Origin of the sequence: Caballeronia sp. LZ034LL, assembly GCF_031451215.1 — a bacterium.
In the GTDB taxonomy this organism is placed as follows: domain Bacteria; phylum Pseudomonadota; class Gammaproteobacteria; order Burkholderiales; family Burkholderiaceae; genus Caballeronia.
Map to the genome: position 1 here is coordinate 1,069,122 of NZ_JARUXR010000001.1, position 19,004 is coordinate 1,088,125.

Annotated in this window: 20 protein-coding genes; 12 read left to right on the top strand and 8 right to left on the bottom strand. The window is 63.7% G+C overall.

The annotated features are described in order from the left end of the window. Nucleotides 1-29: 29 nt before the first annotated feature. Entirely contained in the window at nucleotides 30-605 is a 576-nt protein-coding gene (locus QCE83_RS04845; protein WP_309807927.1) for a phasin family protein, read from the bottom strand. 12 nt (nucleotides 606-617) lie between these two features. Between QCE83_RS04845 and QCE83_RS04850 the strand changes: the two genes are divergently transcribed. Beyond that, nucleotides 618-1,058, top strand: coding sequence for a hypothetical protein (locus QCE83_RS04850; protein WP_309807928.1), 441 nt, complete (start codon nucleotides 618-620; stop codon nucleotides 1,056-1,058). Nucleotides 1,059-1,398: 340 nt separating this feature from the next. Continuing rightward, nucleotides 1,399-2,592: a D-alanyl-D-alanine endopeptidase gene (gene pbpG / locus QCE83_RS04855; RefSeq protein WP_309807929.1), complete on the top strand. Its 1,194-nt coding sequence runs from the start codon at nucleotides 1,399-1,401 to the stop codon at nucleotides 2,590-2,592. 95 nt (nucleotides 2,593-2,687) lie between these two features. On the opposite strand, the gene QCE83_RS04860 is transcribed toward pbpG, so the two are convergent. Next, a complete protein-coding gene (locus QCE83_RS04860; protein WP_309807930.1) occupies nucleotides 2,688-3,512 on the bottom strand; it encodes an IclR family transcriptional regulator in 825 nt (274 codons plus the stop codon). 191 nt (nucleotides 3,513-3,703) lie between these two features. On the opposite strand from QCE83_RS04860, the gene QCE83_RS04865 reads away from it, so the two are divergent. Further along, a complete protein-coding gene (locus tag QCE83_RS04865; RefSeq protein ID WP_309807931.1) occupies nucleotides 3,704-4,438 on the top strand; it encodes a (Fe-S)-binding protein in 735 nt (244 codons plus the stop codon). Between the two features lie 23 nt (nucleotides 4,439-4,461). Continuing rightward, a complete protein-coding gene (locus QCE83_RS04870; RefSeq protein ID WP_309807932.1) occupies nucleotides 4,462-5,874 on the top strand; it encodes a lactate utilization protein B in 1,413 nt (470 codons plus the stop codon). Nucleotides 5,875-5,943: 69 nt separating this feature from the next. Here the strand turns inward: QCE83_RS04870 and QCE83_RS04875 are convergent, their stop codons facing one another. Further along, on the bottom strand, nucleotides 5,944-6,510 hold the full coding sequence (locus QCE83_RS04875; RefSeq protein ID WP_309807933.1) for a hypothetical protein: 567 nt from the start codon (nucleotides 6,508-6,510) through the stop codon (nucleotides 5,944-5,946). 262 nt (nucleotides 6,511-6,772) lie between these two features. On the opposite strand from QCE83_RS04875, the gene QCE83_RS04880 reads away from it, so the two are divergent. Then, nucleotides 6,773-6,988 (top strand): hypothetical protein, encoded by a 216-nt coding sequence (locus QCE83_RS04880; protein WP_309807934.1) that lies wholly within the window; start codon nucleotides 6,773-6,775, stop codon nucleotides 6,986-6,988. A 116-nt stretch (nucleotides 6,989-7,104) separates the two neighbouring features. Here QCE83_RS04880 and QCE83_RS04885 read toward each other — a convergent pair whose 3' ends face one another. Next, nucleotides 7,105-8,304 carry an amino acid aminotransferase gene (locus QCE83_RS04885; RefSeq protein WP_309807935.1) on the bottom strand — a complete coding sequence of 400 codons (1,200 nt, stop codon included), beginning with the start codon at nucleotides 8,302-8,304 and terminating at the stop codon, nucleotides 7,105-7,107. 457 nt (nucleotides 8,305-8,761) lie between these two features. Between QCE83_RS04885 and uvrB the strand changes: the two genes are divergently transcribed. From uvrB to QCE83_RS04915, 6 genes are all read left to right on the top strand, one after another. Next, on the top strand, nucleotides 8,762-10,858 hold the full coding sequence (uvrB, locus tag QCE83_RS04890; protein ID WP_309807936.1) for an excinuclease ABC subunit UvrB: 2,097 nt from the start codon (nucleotides 8,762-8,764) through the stop codon (nucleotides 10,856-10,858). Between the two features lie 369 nt (nucleotides 10,859-11,227). After that, entirely contained in the window at nucleotides 11,228-11,773 is a 546-nt protein-coding gene (locus tag QCE83_RS04895) for an iron transporter (RefSeq protein WP_309807937.1), read from the top strand. 55 nt (nucleotides 11,774-11,828) lie between these two features. Next, a complete protein-coding gene (locus QCE83_RS04900) occupies nucleotides 11,829-12,173 on the top strand; it encodes a cupredoxin domain-containing protein (RefSeq protein ID WP_309807938.1) in 345 nt (114 codons plus the stop codon). A 58-nt stretch (nucleotides 12,174-12,231) separates the two neighbouring features. Then, nucleotides 12,232-13,083, top strand: a complete 852-nt coding sequence (locus QCE83_RS04905) for an FTR1 family protein (protein WP_309807939.1) — start codon at nucleotides 12,232-12,234, stop codon at nucleotides 13,081-13,083. After that, on the top strand, nucleotides 13,080-14,483 hold the full coding sequence (locus QCE83_RS04910) for a 4Fe-4S binding protein (protein WP_309807940.1): 1,404 nt from the start codon (nucleotides 13,080-13,082) through the stop codon (nucleotides 14,481-14,483). Before QCE83_RS04905 ends, QCE83_RS04910 begins: the two co-directional genes overlap by 4 nt. A gap of 37 nt (nucleotides 14,484-14,520) precedes the next feature. Beyond that, complete coding sequence (locus QCE83_RS04915; RefSeq protein ID WP_309807941.1) at nucleotides 14,521-14,934, top strand: heme-binding protein; 414 nt, start codon at nucleotides 14,521-14,523, stop codon at nucleotides 14,932-14,934. A 266-nt stretch (nucleotides 14,935-15,200) separates the two neighbouring features. Here QCE83_RS04915 and hemP read toward each other — a convergent pair whose 3' ends face one another. The 4 genes from hemP to QCE83_RS04935 form a co-directional block, all read right to left on the bottom strand. Further along, nucleotides 15,201-15,449 carry a hemin uptake protein HemP gene (gene hemP / locus QCE83_RS04920; protein WP_309807942.1) on the bottom strand — a complete coding sequence of 83 codons (249 nt, stop codon included), beginning with the start codon at nucleotides 15,447-15,449 and terminating at the stop codon, nucleotides 15,201-15,203. 147 nt (nucleotides 15,450-15,596) lie between these two features. Further along, the gene (locus QCE83_RS04925) at nucleotides 15,597-16,085 is read right to left on the bottom strand and encodes an SRPBCC family protein (protein ID WP_309807943.1); all 489 of its coding nucleotides are present in this window, start codon (nucleotides 16,083-16,085) and stop codon (nucleotides 15,597-15,599) included. Between the two features lie 39 nt (nucleotides 16,086-16,124). Then, the gene (locus QCE83_RS04930; RefSeq protein WP_309807944.1) at nucleotides 16,125-16,520 is read right to left on the bottom strand and encodes an OsmC family protein; all 396 of its coding nucleotides are present in this window, start codon (nucleotides 16,518-16,520) and stop codon (nucleotides 16,125-16,127) included. A gap of 143 nt (nucleotides 16,521-16,663) precedes the next feature. Beyond that, nucleotides 16,664-17,536: a pirin family protein gene (locus QCE83_RS04935; protein ID WP_309807945.1), complete on the bottom strand. Its 873-nt coding sequence runs from the start codon at nucleotides 17,534-17,536 to the stop codon at nucleotides 16,664-16,666. 169 nt (nucleotides 17,537-17,705) lie between these two features. Between QCE83_RS04935 and QCE83_RS04940 the strand changes: the two genes are divergently transcribed. Further along, entirely contained in the window at nucleotides 17,706-18,677 is a 972-nt protein-coding gene (locus tag QCE83_RS04940) for a LysR family transcriptional regulator (protein WP_309807946.1), read from the top strand. Nucleotides 18,678-19,004: the final 327 nt, after the last annotated feature.

Here is a 19,004-nt window from a genome sequence, read left to right on the forward strand (position 1 = left end):
GTCAGCCGGGGCGAGGCCCGGCAGCAGACTTAGGCAACCGACTTCTTGGCGACGCGCGAAGCTTGCTCGGTCGCTTGCGTAGCGGCCTTCGTGGCGGCCGTGGCGGCTGCGTTGAAGTTGCTTTCAGCGATCTCGACGGCTTGCTTCGTTGCCTTGTGGACCGTTTCGTACGTGGTGTTGGCGGCGGTGATGGCCGACTTCATCACGGCGACGGCCGTTTCCGAACCAGCCGGTGCGTTCTTCGCGACGTTGTCGACGAGCGTTTGCACCTTGCGGTTCTGCTCTTCGTACTGCACTTCCGCGACACGGGCGAATTCGGCTTGCGTGGCCGATGCGATTTCATACAGGTGACGGCCATACGACAGGACCTTTTCCGCAACCGGCTGCGTCAGGCTGGCTTGCAGCGCGAGCAGTTCCTGTGCGTCCTTCACCGACAACGCGCGTTGCGCGTTTTCCTGGCTTTCGGCCAGCGTGGACTTCACGACTTGCAGATTCAGTTCAACCAGCTTTTCGACGCCTTCGAACGCCTTGTTCGTCAGACCGAACAGCGTGTCGAAGTTGGCTTTCTGGGCAGCGGCGATTTGCTCGGGGGTCAACAGCGTCATCTCAGGCTCCTGATGGCCGACCCATCAAACGCGGGTCGTGGTTTGGTAGATCCGGCGAAAACGGGTGCCGGCTCAGTGCAACAGCGATTGGTGCGTCGCAACATGAAAGCCATTTTAGTGATATCCCAAACGTTGTCAAGCTCTTTTTGTGCATCGCACAAACGGGATAAAACTCAGTTTAAACAGCGACTTACAAGTCACACTCAGGCGCTTGCGGCAGCCCGTGAAAACCCTTGTGCACCACGCTGGGATCCAAGCGTGCAGGCGTTCGGCGGGAGCGTGATGCTGATGAAATCACGCTTCGATGAAACTTTGATGTTTGGAGTTGGCGCGCGCGCCGGACCGGTCTTTCGGCGGCTGGCCTGCCGCGGCGCAACCGCGCATGGCTTATATGAAGGGCTCGTCTTACTTTTTGGCCTTTCGGCGTACACCAAAATCGTGAAGAACCGTTAACATCTCGGCTGTCCGACCCGCTGTGCACTGTCCGCCGCACTTCCGACACCCGTCCCCGTTTCAAAAACTTCGTTGTCGCTGACGCGTTGTTAAGCGTTTGACTAAAGTCACGGAAAGTATTGCCGATAGAGCGCTTGTCATCATGTAGTAAAAGCGCGCTCTCGCAGCAATCTTCTGCCGGAATGATCGTTTTTTCCGCTCGGAGTGCGGTTCGTCATCGATAATACGCAATCACGGCTTACAACTCGGTTTAAAGAGCACCGATAAGTGCTTAATATTGCTTAAATTTCGTAGCTTCACTACACTTGGCGGTACCCTCCAGCCGCCCAACAGAACACTAATGAAAACCGAAATGTTTTCGTCGTTGAAGGTGGTGCATGGCGTCGCAGTGCGATCCGCACTGTCGCTCGCCGTCTCCATCGCAGTAGCGACGTCCTTCGCAGCGGCTCCGGCTGAAGCCCTCGCAAAGACTGCAACCGCCAGCAAGACCGTCAAGAAATCCGCCCAATCTGCTAGCAAGACTGCCAAGCCCGCACGTGCCGCGAAGACCGCGCTGAAATCGCCCAAGCCGGCGAAGGCTGCCAAGGTCGCCGCCGCGAACGACGATGACGACGCGCCGCGCGCGTCGCGCAAGCGCCGTGTCGCGTATCGCATGGAGCCGCACGCTCGGCGCGCCGCGGTCCACGCGGTGGCGTTCCAGCCGCGTTCGCCTTCGGTGGGACAGGCATTCGGTCTGCATGACACGCCCGACAGCCTCGCGCTGCGTTCGAGCGTGGCCTATGTGATCGACCAGAACACCTCCGAAACGCTCTTCGACAAGAATTCGCGCGCCGTCGTGCCGATCGCATCGATCACCAAGCTCATGACGGCGATGGTCGTGCTCGACTCGCACGCACCGCTCACCGAGGACATCTCCGTCACCGACGAAGATCGCGATTACGAGAAGTTCACCGGCTCGCGTCTCTCCGTCGGCTCGGTGCTGAATCGCGAGGACATGCTGCACATCGCGCTGATGGCGTCGGAAAACCGTGCGGCAGCGGCGTTGTCCCGTTATTACCCAGGCGGACGTCCGGCATTCATCGCTGCAATGAATGCGAAGGCGAAGTCGCTCGGCATGAGCGACACCCACTTCGAGAATTCCACCGGCCTCACCAGCCAGAACGTGTCGAGCGCGCGTGACCTCGCCAAGATGGTCAACGCCGCGTATCAGTACCCGCTGATCCGCAAGTTCTCGACCGACCGCAGCTATGACGTCTTCACCGGCAAGCGCAATCTCGCCTACAACAGCACGAATGCGCTGATCCGCAACGCGTCGTGGGACATCGGCCTGCAGAAGACCGGCTTCATCAACGAAGCGGGCGAGTGCCTGGTGATGCAGGCGACCGTTCACGGCCGTCCGGTCGTGATGGTGCTGCTCGATTCCTACGGCAAGTATTCGCGCTTCGCGGATGCCGGCCGTTTGCGTTCGTATCTCGACACGCTCGGCGAACCGCACATCATGAGCGCCGACATGGGCGGCGGCGCGAATCCTTAAGCTGGATCAAGCCCGGCGCACCGGCCGGGCTTGAAAAGCGAAAAGGGGATTCGTCGAAAGACGAATCCCCTTTTCATTTACACAGCAAAGACGATTCAGCGATGCGCATGCGCCCCGTGCTGTGCCTGCTGCGCCTCCGCGGCCGCCTGCTCCGGGTGATAGCCGAGCGAGCGTGAAATCTCCAGCGCCGTATGGCTCAGCTGCTTGAGCCACGCGTCCTGCAGCCGGTCGGCGGGCGCCGACAGCGACAGCCCCGCGACCAGCCTCCCGGTATCGTCATAGATGCCCGCCGCGATGCAGCGCACGCCCAGTTCGAGTTCCTCGTTGTCGCGCGCGCAGGACTGTTGGCGCACCAGCAGCAGTTCGCGTTCGAGCTTCGCGAGGTCGGTGATGCTGTTCTGCGTATGGCCGGAGAGCCCGGTGCGCGTCGCGTAGGCGCGCACGCGCGTGGCTTCGTCGGCGGCGAGGAACAGCTTGCCCACCGACGTGAGATGCAGCGGCGCCCGTCCGCCGATCGCCCGCACCACCTGCATGCCCGAGCGCTCCGAGTAGGCGCGCTCGATATAGACGATCTCGTCGCCCTGACGCACCGACAGGTTGACCGTCTGGCCCGTCTGGCGATGCAGTTCGCGCATCGGCGGCATCGCGGCCTCGCGCACGGAAAGGCGCGCCTTCACCAGATTGCCGAGTTCGAGCAGGCGCATGCCCAGCCGGTACGTGCCGGGATCCGAGCGGTCGACGAGCCGGCACAGCACCATGTCATTGAGAATGCGGTGCGCGGTGGACGGATGCAGCTCGGTGCTCTGCGACAGTTCTTTGAGACTGACGGGATCGGTGTGATCAGCGAGTGCGTCGAGCAGACGCATCATGCGTTCGATCACCTGAATGGAGGTCTTGGAATCCGGGTTCGTATCGCTCATCGTGAAAAATCGGTTGATGCGTCAAACAGCGGAAATGCAATTGTATCTCGTATCGTGAAAAGGCAAGCAGGCCATTTGTCCGCGGCGAACGATCCGCTCGTTCGAATCGACGTGAACGGGCCGGCGCGGCGGCGTTTTCACGGATAATTGCCGGGCGTTCACATCACTCTACAAAACAGGAAACGCCCCCCATGCGAGTCGGATTATTCGTGACATGTCTCGTCGACATGATGCGCCCCGAGATCGGCTTCTCCGCGATCAAGCTGATCGAGCGCGCGGGCTTCGAGGTCATCGTGCCGCCGTCGCAGACCTGCTGCGGCCAGCCTGCCTACAATTCCGGCGATCGCCCGCTTGCCCGCGATCTGGCCGAAAAGACGCTGCGCGAATTCGAGCAGTTCGACTACGTCGTGGTGCCGTCCGGTTCCTGCGGCGGCATGATCCGCGCGCACTACGGCGACCTGTTCCGCGACGATCCCCAGTTGATGAGCCGCTTCGCCCGGCTTCAGCCGCGTGTGTTCGAACTCACCGATTTCCTCGTGACGGTCGCGCAGGCGCGCATGGAGCCCGCGGGCTTCGACGGCACCGCGACCTATCACGATTCCTGCTCCGGCCTGCGTGAACTCGGCGTGAAGACCCAGCCGCGCGAGCTGTTGTCGCAGGCAGGCGTGGCCGTGACGGAGATGGCGGCCTGCGAGCATTGCTGCGGTTTCGGCGGCACCTTCGCGGTGAAGTACGGCGATATCTCGACGGCGATCGTCGACGAAAAATGCGCCAACATCCGGGCGAGCGGGGCAGATGCGGTCGTGCTGGGCGATCTCGGCTGCATGCTGAACATCGAAGGCCGGCTGCGCCGCACCGGCGATACCACGACACGCGTGCTGCACATCGCGCAGGTGCTTGCCGGCGACGCGCCGGCCGGCGTCTGACGGCAGCAGACGGAGCACTCCCCATGCAAGTTCAGACGATGCAGTTCAAGGCGCGCGCCGGCAGCAAGCTCGCGGACGAACGCCTGCAACAGAACCTCAGGAAGCTGTCGACGAAGTTCGTCACCGGGCGGGCGAACGCGGTGCGCGACATCGACTTCGAGGCAACGCGCGCGGCGTTGAAGGAACGGCGCAACCGGGCGCTGGAGAACCTCGACGTCTGGCTCGAAACCTTCGAGCGCGAGGCGACCCGGCGCGGCGCCACCGTGCTGTACGCCGAATCGACGCAGGACGCCGCGCGGCTGGTGGCCGAGATCGCGCGCAAGCACGACGTGAAGAAGGTCATCAAGACCAAGTCGATGGTGTCGGAAGAGATGCAGCTCAATCGCGTGCTGGGCGAGATGGGCGTGCAGTCGATCGAAACCGATCTCGGCGAATACATCCTGCAGATCAACGGCAACGAGCCGCCGAGCCACATCATCGCGCCGGTCGTGCACAAGGATAAGGACGAGATCGCCGATCTCTTCGCGAAGACGCACCACAAGCCACGCCTGACCGACATTCCCGAGATGACGCGCGAGGCGCGCGAGGTGTTGCGGCCGCATTTCATGTCGGCGGACATGGGCGTGACCGGCGGCAATTTTTTGATCGCGGAAACGGGTTCGGTGGCGGTCGTCACGAACGAGGGCAACGAAGGCATGTGTACGGTGATGCCGCGCGTGCACGTCGCGGTGACGGGCATCGAGAAGGTGCTGCCGACTCTCGAGGATCTCGCGACCGCCATGCGCCTGCTGCCGCGCTCGGCGACCGGACAGACGGTGTCCAACTATTTCTCGCTGCTGACCGGTCCGCGCGCCGCGGATGACGCCGACGGTCCCGAGCACATGTACTTCGTGCTCGTCGATGGCGGGCGCACCGGGCTGATCGGCGGCGAGTTCCAGGAGATGTTGCGCTGCATCCGCTGCGGCGCATGCATGAACCACTGTCCGGTGTATCAGAAGATCGGCGGACATGCGTACGGCTGGGTGTACCCCGGGCCGATGGGATCGGTGCTGACGCCGGCCTATGTGGGCATCGACCGCGCGCTCGACCTGCCGCAGGCCGCCACGCTATGCGGCGAGTGCAACAGCGTGTGTCCGGTCGGGATTCCGCTGTCGGACCTGCTGCGCAAGCTGCGGGAGAAGCAGATGGAGCGGCGGCTGCGCCCCTGGAAGGAGCGCGCCGGGCTCGCCATGTGGGGCTGTCTCGCGAAGCATCCGACCGCGTATGCGCTGTTCACGAAACTCGCGGTGCGCGTGCTGGAGCGCATGGGCGGCAAGAACCGGTCGATTGCACGCCTGCCGCTCGGCGCCGGCTGGACCGCGACGCGCGACATGCCGGCGCCCGTCGGCCGGACCTTCCGCGAGTTGTACAAGGCGCAGCGGTCGCATCTGGGCTGAGCGCGGCAAATAAAAAACGGCGCCCGAGTTGCTTCGGGCGCCGTACTTTTGTGCAGCACGATGGCGGGTTTAGTTGCCGACCGGCCCATTGTGCCAGCGGCCGCCGTTGCCGCCACTGTTGCCACCGCCACCGCCCCGGTTGCCACCCTGATTACCACCCGGGTTCGACGGCGGCGGTGCGGCTTGAGGTCGCATCGGCGGGCCGCCGACGGCTCTCGGCAACGCGCCGCCGTTGGCCTGGGGCGGCTGACCGCCCGGCGGACGTCCTCCACCCGCCTGTGGCGGCGGACCGCCGTGGCCGCCGCCGGCCTGCGGCGGAGGACCACCGTTGCCACGATTGGGCGGCGGCCGGTTGTTCCAGCCGCCATTCCATCCGCCGGGCGGGGGACGTCGCCAGCCGGGGCCGTCGTCCCAATAGCGGCCAAGACCCGGACCGCCGTAGTAATACCCGCCGCCTACGACCACGCCCTGCTGCACGACGGGCGGTCCGCCGTAATAAGCGTCGTAGCCGGGCGTGTCATACGCGGTGGCGGGATAGCCGCCGCCGTAGTACCCGCCGGCATCGGGATAAGCTGCGCAACCGCCGAGCAGCGCGGCAGACGAGGCGAACAAAAGACCAGCGACTGCGGATTTCATGATCTTGGAATAATTCGTTGGAGCGTGTCTTATTAAGACACGCCCGATGGTCCGATGTCCCGACAACTTTGTAAGCCTTTATGACGGCCGTCTGCCGCGTGGAGCGGCTTTTCCAGGCGCATCGTCGCCGGAGCCTTGTTGCCCCGGCTGCAACAAAGCTTTGCTTTTCAATATCTTTTTAAGATTCTCTCATTTCCGTAACATTTGGAGTGTCGGCAAGTGGGCGTTCGCTCCGCTCCGACATCGAATCGAGGTAGTCCAAATGAGAAAGACAATATCGACTTACTGGCCCGTGGTGATGCTGCTGCCTATCGCGCTGGCCTTTTGCATGCAGGCGGGCAGCCACCGCGCGGCCGGCGTGCGCCAGGAACAGACCGACGTCACGACCGTGAGCGCCGAACTCGCGCGGGCGATTTCATACGGTTTCGTCGACGCCGACGATGCCGTCACGGTCCCGGCCGCATCGCCGACGCTGTAACGCGCGCGCTTCAGCGCGAGAAAAAACCAGCGCAAAAAAATGGCGCCTTTGCGGTTCACGCAGGGCGCCATTTCTTCGTCCGGCCGCCAGAGCGCCCGGACTTCCACGAGACAGCCTTACTTCAGCACGGCCGCCACCGCCGTCGCGACGGCGTCGAGGTTGCGCGTGTTCAGCGCGGCCGCGCAGATGCGGCCCGTGCTGACGGCATAGATGCCGAACTCTTCGCGCAGGCGGTCGACTTGCGCCGACGTCAGGCCCGAGTACGAGAACATGCCGCGCTGCTGATTGACGAACGAGAAGTCGCGGTCGACGCCGCTCGCCTTCAGGCGCTCGACGAGGCCGTTGCGCATTGCGCGGATGCGGTCGCGCATTTCGCCCAGTTCCTGCTCCCAGGTCGCGCGCAGTTGCGGCGACGCCAGCACGGCCGCGACGATCGAGCCGCCGTGCGTGGGCGGGTTCGAGTAGTTGGTGCGGATCACGCGCTTCAGTTGCGAGAGCACGCGCGCCGATTCTTCCTTGCTGGTGGTGATGATCGACAGCGCGCCGACGCGCTCGCCATACAGCGAGAACGACTTCGAGAACGACGACGACACGAACACGTTGAGTTCAGCGCCCGCGAACAGGCGCACGGCGGCCGAATCCGCCTCGATGTTGTCCGCGAAGCCCTGATAGGCCATGTCGAGGAAGGGCACGAGCTCGCGCGCCTTCACGACTTCGACGATCTGCTTCCACTGCGCGTCCGAGAGGTCGACGCCCGTCGGGTTGTGGCAGCACGCGTGCAGCACGACCACGGTGCCCGCGGCGTAGCTGTTCAGCGCGGCCAGCATGGCGTCGAAGTTCACGCCGTGCGTGGCGGCCTCGTAGTACGGGTAGTTGACGACGTCGAAGCCGGCGCCTTCGAACAGCGCGCGATGGTTTTCCCAGCTCGGATCGCTGATCGCGACCTTGGCGTTCGGGTTCAGGCGCTTCAGGAAGTCCGCGCCGATCTTCAGCGCGCCCGTGCCGCCCAGCGCCTGCGCCGTGACGACGCGGCCTGCGGCGATCAGCGGCGAGTCCTGGCCGAGCAGCAGCGCTTGCACGGCGGCGTCATAGGCGGCGATGCCGTCGATGGGCAGGTAGCCGCGCGGCAGGGCGGCATCGACGCGTGCCTTTTCGGCTTCGCGCACGGCGCGCAGCAGCGGAATCTTGCCTTCCTCGTTGGTGTAGACACCGACGCCCAGATTCACTTTGGTGGCGCGCGTGTCGGCGTTGAAGGCTTCGTTGAGGCCCAGGATGGGGTCGCGGGGAGCGAGTTCGACGGCAGAGAAAAGAGACATGATCTATCGGCAGTGAGAAAAAGACGGTGCGGCGGAGTGGCGCCCGGAAGGCCAACGAGCGCGAAACTGGCGCGAAGCCAGCCCGGAACGGGGACGATGCCCGCGTGGCGTCTTCGGCGGTCCCTGCAGCGCGGCATGCTGCGCCGCTGTGAGAAATGTCCGTTGCCCGCCGTCGAGCACAGTCGCACATTGTAGCGAATCCGGCCCGGCTTTTTGCCGCCACCTTGCCGGCAGCGCGTGTTTTTCACGCCGGCGTCATTTCGACCGATCCCGCCCGCGTCGTCAAAAAGGGCCGCAAGGCCGGCGCTTGAGATCGGCGGCGCGGTCCCAATGTGCTATGGACCCAGGCGCCGCGCCGTCAGTCCCGACCGCCGCGCGCTCCCATCCGCCGGGCCGCGCGTGTTTTCGGCAGCCGCTAGAATAAGTGTTTGCTCCGGCGACGACGCATCGAATCTCCATGTCCGACACTCTCATCGACTCTCCCGAAGCACTGGACGAATCGAAGTTCGTCACCTTCGACGGCTCGCCGTTCCAGCTCTATCAGCCGTATCCGCCCGCGGGCGACCAGCCCGAAGCCATCGCCAAGCTCGTCGAAGGGATCGAGGACGGTCTCTCGTTCCAGACGCTGCTCGGCGTGACCGGCTCCGGCAAGACCTTCACGATGGCCAACGTGATCGCCCGCATGGGCCGTCCGGCTATCGTGTTCGCGCCGAACAAGACGCTCGCCGCGCAGCTCTACGCCGAGTTCCGCGAATTCTTCCCGCGCAATGCGGTCGAGTACTTCGTCTCGTACTACGACTACTACCAGCCGGAAGCGTACGTGCCGCAGCGCGACCTGTTCATCGAGAAGGATTCGTCGATCAACGACCACATTGAGCAGATGCGGCTCTCCGCCACCAAGAGCCTGCTCGAACGGCGCGACGTGGTGATCGTGGCCACCGTGTCGGCGATCTACGGTATCGGCAATCCGTCCGAATACCATCGCATGATCCTGACGCTGCGCACCGGCGACAAGCTCGGCCAGCGCGACATCATCGCGCGCCTGATCGCGATGCAGTACACGCGCAACGAAGCCGACTTCTCGCGCGGCACCTTCCGCGTGCGCGGCGACACCATCGACATCTTTCCGGCGGAACACGCGGAAATGGCCGTGCGCGTGGAACTGTTCGACGATGAAGTCGAAGCCATGCATCTGTTCGATCCGCTCACCGGCCGCGTGCGCAACAAGATTCCGCGCTTCACCGTGTATCCGTCGTCGCACTACGTGACGCCGCGCGACACCGTGATGCGTGCCGTCGAAGCCATCAAGGACGAACTGCGCGAACGGCTCGAGTTCTTCTACGACCAGGGCAAGCTGGTCGAGGCGCAGCGGCTGGAGCAGCGCACCCGCTTCGACCTGGAGATGCTGCAGGAGCTCGGCTTCTGCAAGGGCATCGAGAACTACTCGCGGCACTTCTCCGGCGCGATGCCCGGCGAGCCGCCGCCGACGCTCGTCGACTATCTGCCGTCCGACGCGCTGATGCTGCTCGACGAATCGCACGTGCTGATCGGGCAGTTGAACGGCATGTACAACGGCGACCGCGCGCGCAAGGAGAATCTCGTCGACTACGGTTTCCGGCTGCCGTGCGCGCTCGACAACCGCCCGCTCAAGTTCAACGAGTTCGAGCGCAAGATGCGCCAGGCGGTGTTCGTCTCGGCCACGCCCGCCGACTATGAAAAGGGCAAGGCCGGACAGGTGGCCGAGCAGCTCGTGCGCCCGACCGGTCTGGTCGATCCGGAAATCGAAGTGCGTCCCGCGCGTTCGCAGGTGGACGACGTGCTCTCCGAGATCAACGCGCGCGTCGCCGTGCATGAGCGCGTGCTCGTCACCACGCTTACCAAGCGCATGGCCGAACAGCTGACCGAGTTTCTCGCCGATCACGGCGTGAAGGTGCGCTACCTGCACAGCGACATCGACACGGTAGAGCGCGTGGAAATCATCCGCGACCTGCGGCTCGGCACCTTCGACGTGCTGGTCGGCATCAACCTGCTGCGCGAAGGGCTGGACATTCCGGAGGTCTCGCTCGTCGCGATTCTCGACGCCGACAAGGAAGGTTTCCTGCGTGCCGAACGCTCGCTGATCCAGACCATCGGCCGGGCGGCGCGCAATGTGAACGGCAAGGCGATTCTCTACGCCGACAACATGACCGATTCGATGAAGCGCGCCATCGACGAGACCGAGCGGCGCCGCGCCAAGCAGATCGCGCATAACCAGGCGATGGGCATCACGCCGCGCGGCGTGGAGAAGCGCATCAAGGACATCATCGACGGTGTCTATAACGCCGACGAAGCCCGCGCCGAGCTGAAGGAAGCGCAGACGCGCGCGAAGTTCGAGGACATGTCCGAGAAGCAGATCGCCAAGGAAATCAAGCGGCTCGAAAAGCAGATGATGGACCACGCCAAGAATCTCGAATTCGAGAAGGCCGCGCAGACCCGCGACCAATTGGCGCTGCTGCGGCAACGCGTGTTCGGCGCGAATGTCGGCGACCACGTGGGTGGAACCGGCGGAAAGTAAGGCTTATGTAATAGTTTCTTAAGGCCTGGTTTAAAATACGCGGCGGCCCGGCGGGCCGGCCGCGTTTTTTTGCGCCTCGCACGTTCAAGTCGATGCCGCGAAAAGCCTTGTCGGCACTGGGTTTGTAAGCCCGCTCAAATTGTTCCGGGTGTCGAACGATGCTAAACTTGGCAAACTTTGAGAATGGTTCGTATTAACGTTCACAAAGTTGTGCTAGCGCTGCTCACCGTGGACGTTCGAATCGCCCATCCCTGGCAGAAACTTTCAATCCGTCCGGCGCATCGTCCGGATATCCGGCAGTCGGACCTGATGTTCGGGCAGCAGGCGCGCGTGGCGCCCCGCGCCGGTCGATAACAACAAGGAGTATCTATGGGTTCAACGTTGATGCGCGGCCTCGTGGCCGCCGCGGGCCTTACGGCAATGATGGCGGCGTCGGCCGCGGAATATCCGATCGGCAAGCAGCATATCGAGGGCGGCATGGAAACGGGCGCCGTCTACCTCCAGCCGATCACGATGGCGCCGGAAGGCATGATGCGCAAGGCATCGGATTCGGATATCCACCTCGAGGCGGACATCCACGCGGTCAAGAACAACCCGACCGGTTTCGCCGAAGGCGACTGGATGCCCTATCTCAACGTGACCTATGAACTGAGCAAGGTGGGCACGACTCAGACCGTCAAGGGCGACCTGATGGCGATGGTCGCGAACGACGGCCCGCACTACGGCGACAACGTGAAGCTCTTCGGCCCGGGCAAGTACCACCTGAAACTGCACATCGCGCCGCCGACGGAAACCGGCCACATGGCCTTCGGCCGTCACACCGACAAGGAAACCGGCGTGGGTCCGTGGTTCAAGCCGTTCACGATCGAATACGACTTCCCGTTCGCGGGCATCGGCAAGAAGGGCGGTTACTGATCGTCCGTGGCGCCCGGCATCCCGGACCGGGCGCGTACTTAACCAGGAAGTTCGCATGAAACTGACAAGCCAGATGGCGGCGATCGCGATGTCGCTGTGCGCCGCCGCTGCCGGGATGAACATGGCGCATGCCGCCGATCTGCCTACGTTCAAGCTCGAGATGAACGACGGCAAGCTGAATCCGGCGCGTATCGAAGTGCCGGCGGGGCAGCGCATCAAGATCGAGGTGCACAACATCGGCAAGGGCGCAGCCGAGTTCGAGAGCGTGCAGTTGCGCAAGGAAAAGGTGCTCGCGCCGGGCGCGGATTCGTTCGTCGTGATCGCGCCGCTCGATCCGGGCGAATACAAGTTTTTCGACGACTTTCACCAGAGCGCGCAGGGCGTGATCGTCGCCAAGTAAAGGGTATTGGACGCGCCTCGCGCGCGGCCAGTTGAAGTGGAATCGCTGGAGGTTGGGTATGGGGCAGGTACTTTTCATCGTATGGCGTGAGAGCGTCGAGGCATTGCTCGTCGTCGGCATTCTCTACGCGTGGCTGAAGAACGGCGACCATCAGGCGCGCCGCGGCCTGCCTTATCTGTGGGCCGGCGTCGTCATCGGCCTGCTCGCGGCGGTGGCGCTGGGCGCCGCGCTGATCGGCTTCACCGAAGTGCTGTCGGGCAACGCGCAGGATTACTTCCAGACCGCGATGGTGCTGGTGGCGTGCGTGCTGATCGTGCAGATGGTCCTGTGGATGAAGCGTCACGGCCGCACGCTGAAGCGCGACATGGAAACCTCGCTGCAGAAGAGCACGCAGGACGGACACTGGTGGAGCATCGCGCTGCTGGTTGCGCTGGCGATCGCGCGCGAGGGCAGCGAGACGGCCGTGTTCCTGTATGGCGTCGGCTTCGGTCAATCGGGGCACGTCGCCGCGTCACAATACGTGGCCATCATCCTGGGCTTCGGGCTCGCGCTGCTGACCTTCTACGTGCTGCAACTCGGCGGCAAGATCTTCTCCTGGCGCGCCTTCTTCCGCGTCACGGAAATCATGCTGCTGTTCCTCGCGGCTGGTCTGTTCGAGACGGGCGTGGACAAATTGATCGACATGGAAGTGCTGCCGGTCATCGTCAACCAGGTGTGGAACACCTCTGCGCTACTCGACGATTCCAGCACCTTCGGCTCGCTGGTCGCTACACTGACGGGCTATCGCGCGCATCCGGCCGGCATGAACCTCGTGGCGTACGCCGTGTACTGGATCGTCATTTATCTTCTGCTGCGCCGTTCGAATCATCAGATGGCGCAAAAACAAAAGGCGGCAAGCCGTCCAGCATGAGTTCTGTAATGCCTCAACCCGGCCGGCTCCAGCAAGCCGGCCAATGGATGCAACGTCACGGCAGCGCGATCCGCATGATTCAGTGGGTCGTCGTTGCCGTGTATGCGTTTCTGATCCTCGTTCCCGCCGTGATGCCGCTGCCCGATGGCTCGGCGCATCTGTGGAACAACCTGACGCTCGCCGCACAGTTCGTGTTCTGGGGCATCTGGTGGCCGTTTGTGTTGCTCTCGATGGTCATGCTCGGCCGCGTCTGGTGCGGCGTGCTGTGTCCCGAGGGCGCGCTCACCGAGTTCGCGAGCCGCTTCGGCCGCGGCTGGGCCATTCCGCGCTGGATGCGCTGGGGCGGCTGGCCGTTCGTCGCGTTCGGCCTGACGACCATCTACGGCCAGATGGTCAGCGTCTATCAATATCCGAAGGCCGTGCTGCTGGTGCTCGGCGGCTCGACCGTCGGGGCGATGATCATCGGCGTGCTGTATGGCCGCGAGAAGCGCGTGTGGTGCAAGTACCTGTGTCCGGTGAATGGCGTGTTCACGCTGCTGGCACGCCTCGCGCCGTTCCACTTCAAGGTCAGCGAGGACGCGTGGCGCCGCTCGTACAAGCAGGGCGAGCATGGCCATCGCGTGATTCCGATCAACTGCGCGCCGCTCGTGCCCTTGCGCAACATGAAAGGCGCCGCCGACTGCCACATGTGCGGCCGCTGCAGCGGTCATCGCGACGCCATTGCGCTCACGTGGCGCTCGCCCGCCGAGGAAGTCGTGAAGCTCGGCGACAAGGCCGCGAATCCGTGGGACACGGCGCTCATCCTGTACGGGCTGCTCGGCATCGCGATCGGCGCGTTCCACTGGACCGTCAGCACGTGGTTCGTCGACCTGAAGCAGTTCTTTGCCGGCTGGCTGATCGACCACAACATCCTGTGGCCGCTCGACACCAACGCGCCGTGGTTCCTCTTCACGCATTACCCCGAGCAGAACGACGTCTTCTCGTGGCTCGACGGCACGATGGTCATCGGCTATATCGTCGTGACGGGGCTCGTGTACGGCACCGCGCTGCTGGCGCTGCTCGCGGCGGGCACGCGCATGCTCGGCAAGATGGAAGCGAGGCGCCTGCATCACCTGACGCTCGCGCTGATTCCGCTGGCGGGCTGCGGCGTGTTCCTGGGCTTGTCGGCGACAACGGTATCGCTGCTGCGCGCCGAGCAGCTGCCGCTCTGGTGGGTGACGGATCTGCGCCTCACGCTGCTGTTCATCGCGAACGCATGGAGCGCGTGGCTCGCGTGGCGCGTGACAGGGCGCCATGCCACGACGCTTGTTCCGCGCGTCCTCACGATGGTATGGTTTGTCGCTGCGCTGGCTGTAGCGGACAGCGCGTGGTACCTGATGTTCTGGGGCTTCAGCCGATAAACCGTCCACGCCGTGACCGACGGCCGCGAGAACGCACGTGAGAACCAAACCCGTACTGACCGACGACGACGTCAAGTCGATGGCCGCCGCCGCCGAGGCGCACGCGAAGGATCACAACTGGAACGTGACGATTGCGATCGTCGACGATGGCGGGCATCTGCTGCATCTGCATCGTCTGGAAGGGGCGGGGGCGAGCACCGTCGAGATGGCGACGGGCAAGGCCCGCACCGCCGTGCTCGGCCGCCGCGAGACGAAGGTCTATGAAGACACCATCAAGCAAGGCCGCACGGCCTTTCTCAGCGCACCGATGACCGCGATGCTCGAAGGCGGCGTGCCGATCTTCGTCGGTACGGACATCGTGGGTGCGGTGGGCGTATCGGGCGTGAAGTCGGAACAGGATGCGCAGATCGCCAAGGCGGGGATTGCTGCGCTGGGTATCGAGAACGTCTGACGCTTTTCATCAAAGACAAAACGGCACGCCTTCGAAAGAAGAACGTGCCGTTCGATGGATCATCATTGCGCTCGCCTCATCAGGCGGACCATCACGCAAACGCGCGGGAACCAAAAAAAAAGCGGCTTCGCTTGCTATCGACGACTGGCTGGTGTTTGCACGAAGGGGTCTAAATTCTCGCGTGCAAGTCGTCCTCGCTGGCTAAGGCCAAACACCTCTTGGAGAGGTGGTCCCCACAATACACAGTGCTACTGCTGTTCTTTGCGCTACTTCGTCAGGATCAGCTTGCCCAGACGAGTCGCGCGCAACTGATAGGTCTCCCCGTTATGCAGGATGCTGACATGACTGCGTCCCTGCAACAGCGCATCGCTTTTGAGTGACCGCTCGCCCGGGCTCTCCGCGGCGTGCTGGACGTGAACGGTGGTCACGGTGGTCGCTTTCGGGCGGGTGATCGCGGCGTCGCGGACAGCCGGGCGGCGCAGCCTGAGCGTGGAAGATCGCAGCGTGTCGGTCATGTCGGAAGAGTGCGTTCGTTGATTCGATGGGTCTATAGTAAATGATAACTATTCCTATTTGCAAATAGACTTTCTGATCGAAGCACAATTTTTGATAGCCAGGCTCGATGCGGCGGCGAAGCATCCGCCGCCGCGTGTGAGCGAGGCTCAGTGCAGCGGCTTGTCGTCGTTCCGGCCGTGCGCGAACCGGCGGATCAGATGCACGGTGTCGATATCCGATTCGCGATACGCCGACTTCACGATCTCCTGCGTCTGCAGTTCATCGGGCGTCGGGTTGGCTTGCTCCGGCAGCGTCGTGCTGTAGGTGAAGCGCAGGAAGAGCTGCTGCTCGTCGGGCTCCTCGATCGCCATCGTCAGCGAGCCGCCCACATATTCGGCGGTCGGCAGGATGTCGTAGCGCACGCTCGACTGCGGGTTGAGCGTCACGCGATCGCGCACGACGGCCTGGCCGTAGTGCAGCTCGCGCTCCATGCTGTCGCCGTCGCGCGAAAGGATGTCACAGCGGTCCAGTCCCAGCACGAACAACTGCGGCTGCTCGGCGCGCAGAACGAGGCCTTCCCACAATTGCTCGCGTGTCAGCGACTGGACCAGCGGATTCTGGGGATCGTTGATCTGGATGAGGTGTTCGAAATTCAAAACGACGTTTCCTTGAACGTTCAGTGTGCCCGCGACGCGTTACGGCGCCAGTGCGGAATCGATGTGGATCGGACCGGACAGAACCTTGTGGATCGGGCACGCATTGGCAATTTGCAAGAGACGTTCCCGCTGTTCGTCGCTGAGCGGACCGGTCAGCGCGATGCGGCGATCGATCCGCGTGCCCGCTGCGGCGCTCTCTATCGACAGTTCCACATGCACCGCCTCCAGCGGCCATTCCTTGCGCTTCGCGTACATCTTCAGCGTGATGGACGTGCAGGCGCCGAGGCTGCCGAGCAGGAGCGAATGCGGGTCCGGAGCCGTGTCGCCGCCACCGAGGCCGACGGGTTCGTCGGCGCTCCAGTCGTGCGAGCCGTCCGCGAGGCGGACGTGGAAATCGGTAGCGCCGATGTCGGCGGTCACGACGGGGCGGGTCATGCGCTGCTCCTCGGTTGATCCGGTGAAATGAAAGTGTGAAACGAAACGGCGCGGAACGAACGGTCATTGTGACGCAATGTGTCCGTTCATGCCGCGCCGGAGTCGCTGAAACTCAGCGCCCGTGCCTGTTCAACGCTGACTGCTCAATGCGCGATCGCGCCCATCCGACCCGCCTGATAGTCGATGACGGCCTGGCGGATCTCGTCCTCGGTGTTCATCACGAACGGACCGTAGCGCACGACCGGCTCCTTGAGCGGCACGCCGCCAATCAACAGCAGTTCCACGGGCTCGTCGCCGGCGGCGAGCGAGACCGTATCGCTGTCGTCGCGGAAGATCACCATCTGCTGGGCGCGCACCGGCTGCTTCTGCGGGCCGTACAGCGCCGTGCCCGACAGCGGATACGCGAACACGCGGAATTCGCGCGGCACGTTCAGCGCGATCGTCGCGCCCGGCTGCAGCGAGACGTGCTGATACAGGATCGGCGTGCGCGTTTCGATCGCCGCCTTCACGCCGAGCGCCTCACCGGCGATGACCTTCACGCGGACCTTGCCGTCCTCGCTCGTCGCGACCGGAATGCGCGCCGACGGAATCTCCTGGTAATGCGGCGCGACCATCTTGTCGCGCTGCGGCAGGTTCACCCACAGTTGCAGGCCATGGACGCGGCCGCCGCGCTGCGTGAAAGCCTCGGCGGGGATCTCGCTGTGCACGACGCCCGCGCCGGCGGTCATCCATTGCACGTCGCCGGGCAGCAGCGTGCCGGAATGACCCGCCGAGTCCTTGTGGCCGAACTCGCCTTCGAGCATGTACGTGACGGTCTCGAAGCCGCGATGCGGATGATCGGGCGCGCCCTTGGCCTCGCCGGGCGCGTAATCGACGGGGCCCATTTCATCGAGCAGGAGAAACGGGTCGAAGTCCATCAGAAGACGGGTCGGAAACGGGCGATGCACGACGAACCCGCCGCCTTCGACGGTGCGGGTCGCCGGAATGATGCGTTCGATGCTGCGGCTGTCGGTCATGATGTCTCGCTTCGTGAATCCAGCGTTCAAAGGGGAATAGCGATATTTTTGAAACACAGAGCTATTATATGGGCCGCATTTCGCGTAAAAAGCCGCCTCGGCGCAATGGATTGTCCCGCTGGCGATAACGAACCACAGCAACGCGCCTTATCGAGTTTTCCGATCGACCATGAAAGTTGACTCGCACGACCTGAACGATCTGATGTATTTCTCGCACGTCGTCGAGCACGGCGGCTTCTCGGCTGCGGAACGCGTGCTCGGCATTTCGAAGTCGCGTTTGTCGCGCCGTGTCTCGGAACTCGAGGCGTCGCTCGGCGTGCGCCTGCTGCAGCGCTCCACGCGCAAGCTGGCGCTGACGGAGGCGGGCCAGCTGTTCTACCAGCATTGCCAGGCGATGCTGGCCGAGGCGCAGGCGGCGGTGAATGTCGTGCAGAGCCTGCGCGATTCGCCGCGCGGCACGGTGCGCGTGAGCGTGCCGGTGACCATCGCGCAGACCTTTCTGTCCGCCGTGGTGCCGGACTTCATGCATCGCTTTCCGGAAGTGCGGGTCGTGCTGCGCGTGACCAACCGCGTGGTGGACCTGTTCGAGGATGCCATCGACGTCGCGCTGCGCGTGCGCTCCGAGCCGCCCGCCAGTTCGAACGTGGTCGCGCGGCCGCTATGGCGCACGGAACAGATGCTGGTGGCGGCGCCGTCGCTGCTGAAGTCGAATGCGCCGCCGATGACGCCCGCCGAACTCGCCCAATACGACACGCTCGACACGCCCTCGGCGGACGGCCGCCATGTCTACCGGCTGATCGCGCCCGACGGCACGCGCCACGAGTTCGAGCACGAGCCGCGGCTCGTCACCGCCGACCTGTCGATGATCCGCGAGGCCGTCATGCGCGGCGTCGGCATCGCGGCGCTGCCCGAGATGATGTACGGCGCGCCGCTCCGCACGGGGCAACTGTCGCCGGTCATGCCGGGCTGGACCTTTCCGTCGCCGCAGCTGTATGCGGTCTTTTTGTCGCGGCAAGGCATGGTCCCTGCAGTGCGCGCGTTCGTCGATTTTCTGGTCGAGTCGATCGGCAGCGGACAGCACTTCCCCGGAGAATGTCCTGTTCATGAACGGCCGGAACGAGAAACAGTTTCAACGCAATGACGCGCGTCATTGATTCGAGGCGGGGCAGTGCGGATAAGCGATGGTCAGATTCAATTGATGCCCGAAAATGGCGGCAGTATATTGAAACCTCTTTCGCTAAGGAGCTCCTATGCGAAAACTCACGGCTGCTCTGATAGTTAGCCTGATAGGGTTGATTGCACTGTCCGTGTCGACCACGGCTGCTGCATGTGACGGGACTTCTGGTTCTGGCTATACGAACCCAAAGTGACCGCCTCGCCCGAATGCGCCGAGCGCGCACAAAAAAAGGCCTTCATCTGACGATGAAGGCCTTTTACTTTGGAGCGTGAGAAAGTTCGAAAGGGCGCG